Origin of the sequence: Burkholderia sp. AU27893 (assembly GCF_002223205.1) — a bacterium.
Lineage (GTDB): Bacteria > Pseudomonadota > Gammaproteobacteria > Burkholderiales > Burkholderiaceae > Burkholderia.
In genome coordinates this window covers 1-2,609 of sequence record NZ_NKFD01000010.1, presented here as the reverse complement: position 1 = coordinate 2,609, position 2,609 = coordinate 1, and the positions used below count along the sequence as shown (strand labels likewise).

The window sequence follows — 2,609 nt, the reverse complement described above, 5'->3', positions numbered from 1 at the left end:
TGTCACGGGGCGGCGCTATGGAGCCAATGCGGGGTCGGCATAAGGGCGCCACTTGAGGGGCGGCACATAGGCGCCAGTCCAAGGGCGGCGTAATGGCGCCACGTTAGGGGCGGCGCATAGGCGCCAGCAGCATCAGGGCGAGAACGCGGTTCGAACTTTCCGAGTCGGTACGCTCCGTTCTTTTTGAACGGAGCGTCCATGGCCAACAGGAGGTTCGAATTGTTTGAATACCGCCAAGTCCTTGTCCGCATGCGGCAAGGCGATTCTGACCGCGACATCGCGCGCGGCGGTTTGATGGGGCGCAAGAAGCTGACGACCGTGCGCCGCGAGGCTGAAGCGCGTAGTTGGCTGGATCCGGTGCAGCCGCTGCCGGACGACGCTACGATCGCGGGTGTCTTCGGGCGCACGCCGCACCTGCCGCACACCTGTGTGTCGACGGTTGAGCCATATCGCGAACAGGTCCGCGAATGGCTTGCCGCCGGCGTTCAGGGCACCACGATCCATGCCGCCCTTCAACGCAATCATGGCTACGCCGGCAGCTATTGTGCCGTGAAGCGCATGCTGCGCCATCTGGCTGCCGAGCGCAGCGTGGCCACCACAACGATCCTCGACTTCGCACCGGCCGACGCCGCGCAGGTCGACTTCGGCGCGGGACCCGTGCTGACGGTCGAGGGCATTGCGGTCCGGACGTGGATCTTCGTGATGACGTTGTGCTGGTCGCGCCACCAGTATGCCGAGATCGTGCTGGACCAGACCGTCGAGACGTGGCTCGCCAGCCACCGGCGCGCCTTCGAATGGTTCGGCGGCTGTCCCGACCGGGTCATCATCGATAACGCGAAGTGCGCGATCATCCGGGCGTGTCGATACGAGCCGGCGGTGCAACGCTCGTACGCCGCGCTTGCCGAGGGATATGGATTCCGGATCGACGCCTGTCCGCCGCACGATCCCCAGAAGAAGGGCGTCGTCGAATCGGGCGTCAAATACGTCAAGAAGTCCTTCGTGCCGCTGCGCGAGTTCCGGGATCTGGCCGACGCCAACCGGCAACTGCGCGAATGGGTGATGCAGCAGGCCGGCACTCGTATCCACGGCACCGTCCACGAACGGCCGCTGACGCGCTTCGGCGTCGAGCGCCCGTTGCTCGCTGCATTGCCGGACGTGCCGCCGGTACTGTCGGTCTGGAAGGAGGTGGCGGTCCATCGCGACGGCCACGTCGTCTACAAGCACGCGCTGTACTCTGCACCGTTCACGCTCGTCGGCAAGTCGCTCTGGCTGAAGGCGACCGATACGGTCATCCAGCTGTTCCATCGGCATGAACTCGTCGCAACCCATCCGCGGCAGCGGGCCGGCGGTCGCCACACGGTGCGAGATCACCAGCCGCCCGAAGCGCAGGCCTGGCTCGAGCACGATCCGCAGTGGTGTCTGGCGCGCGCGAAGGAGATCGGGCCGTCGTGCCACGGCGTGATCCTCGCGCTGTTCAACGACAAGGTGCTCGTCAACCTGCGCGGCGCGCAGGGGATCATCCGGCTGCGACAGAAAGTCGGCGATCAGAGGCTGGAAGCAGCCTGCGAGCGTGCGCTCGCGTTCAGCAGCGCGAAGTACAGCACCATCAAGGGCATCCTCGACAAAGGCCTGGACAGCGAACCGGTGCCGCGTCCCGCGTCGGCCCCGACTGGCGCTTACCAGAACGGCGGCCGCTTCGGCCGTGATCTCCAATCCCTGCTGATCCACTGACACCATGAACCCGAGTCCCGAATTGAATTCCATCCTCAAACAGCTGCGCCTGTCCGGCATCCTCGACTCGCTTGAGCAGCGCAACCGTCAGGCGATCGACGGGCAGCTCGCCTATACCGAGTTCCTTGCCATGCTGCTGCACGACGAGGTTGCCCGTCGCGAACACAAGAAGCTCGGCACCCGTCTGCTGCGCGCCGGCTTCGCGATGGGCAAGACGCTCGAGACGTTCGACTTCGACCGGCTGCCTACGTTGAACCGCTCACACGTTCATGATCTCGCGACAGGCCGGTATCTCGACGAGAAGGTCGCGATCCTGATCGCCGGTCCAACCGGCACCGGCAAAAGCCACTTGGCCCAGGCGCTGGGCCACTGCGCCGCCCGCCAAGGCCGCGATGTGCTGTTCATCTCGCAGACCGAGCTGCTCAAGCGATTGAACGCCGCGCGCGCCACCGGCGCCTATGACCGCAAGTTCCAGCAGTACGCCCGGGTGCCGCTGCTGATCGTCGATGACTTCGCGCTCAAACCGCTACGTACCCCGCAGGACGAGGACTTCCACGATCTCGTCGCGGCCCGCTACGAGCACGCGGCGACCATCCTGACGTCGAATCTCGACTTCGGTGAATGGGGCGCCGCGTTCCCCGACAACCGCATCCTCGGCACCGCCACACTCGACCGACTACGCCACGGCGCCTACCGGCTCGTCCTCGAGGGCGACAGTTACCGCACCCCGAAACCGATGCCAGATCCCCCTCAAAATGCAGTTGCCAAAAACGGCAAAAAACCGCAACCTTGAAACCGTTCGAATCCGCGTTTTACCCCCGGTTCTGCTGGCGCCATTACGCCGCCCATCCCCGGCTCCTTTACGCCGCCCCGCGACA

At 65.3% G+C, this 2,609-nt stretch carries 2 protein-coding genes; both read left to right on the top strand.

The genetic code is table 11. The features are described 5' to 3' along the window. The first annotated feature begins 219 nt into the window (after window positions 1-219). On the top strand, window positions 220-1,731 hold the full coding sequence (gene istA, locus CFB47_RS39925) for an IS21 family transposase (protein WP_027809980.1): 1,512 nt from the start codon (window positions 220-222) through the stop codon (window positions 1,729-1,731). 4 nt (window positions 1,732-1,735) lie between these two features. After that, window positions 1,736-2,524: an IS21-like element ISBmu1 family helper ATPase IstB gene (gene istB / locus CFB47_RS39920; RefSeq protein ID WP_012213993.1), complete on the top strand. Its 789-nt coding sequence runs from the start codon at window positions 1,736-1,738 to the stop codon at window positions 2,522-2,524. Window positions 2,525-2,609: the final 85 nt, after the last annotated feature.

Coding starts and splice junctions, on each gene's coding strand:
- istB (WP_012213993.1), top strand. CDS start 1,736: ATGAACCCGAGTCCCGAATTGAATTCCATCCTCAAACAGCTGCGCCTG.